Source organism: Pseudomonas sp. MIL19 (genome assembly GCF_028680365.1).
Taxonomy (GTDB): domain Bacteria; phylum Pseudomonadota; class Gammaproteobacteria; order Pseudomonadales; family Pseudomonadaceae; genus Aquipseudomonas; species Aquipseudomonas spirodelae.
This window is the reverse complement of record NZ_JAPPVG010000090.1, coordinates 1-541: the sequence shown is the minus strand read 5'-3', so window position 1 is coordinate 541 and position 541 is coordinate 1. Positions and strand designations below refer to the sequence as shown.

The window sequence follows — 541 nt, the reverse complement described above, 5'->3', positions numbered from 1 at the left end:
TTCCAGCAGGATATGCACCGAGAGGTAGTCGGCCGGACGGGCAGTGAAGATGGCAATCGGAGGCAGGCTCAGGGCCATGGCCATCAGTACCAGGGCCAGGGCGCAGGTGCTCAGCGCCAGACTGCGGTGGTTCAGATAGAGAGGCTGCAAGGCGTTATCCGGGGGCGCTGCTAGCGCCCGGTAGGTGTTTTGTTTATTTGCTGTTAAAGCGCTCGACCAGTGCGTGCAGGGAGCCCGCGGTGGACTGCAACTGGCTGCCCAGGCGCGCGCTGTTGCCGGTGACTTCGGCGTTGTCGTTGGTGGCCTGGGAAATCGAGTTGATCTGCCGGGCAATATCCTCAGCGACCAGACTCTGCTGTTCGGCGGCAGCGGCCATCTGCTCGGCCATCTGATGGATGTTGTCGACCGTCTGGCTGATGCCCTGTAGCGACTGTTCGGTCTGCAGTACCCGCGCCACGCCGTTGCGCGCTTCCTCGCTGCCGGCGCGAGCGACGCTCAAGGCACGTTCGGTTTCCTTATGCAGGCCCGTGATGATGCCCTG

General features: G+C 63.2%; 1 pseudogene. It reads right to left on the bottom strand.

Annotated elements, in window-relative coordinates:
• Positions 1–193: 193 nt before the first annotated feature.
• Positions 194–541 (bottom strand): annotated as a pseudogene (locus tag N1078_RS19480) (methyl-accepting chemotaxis protein); the annotation flags it as partial.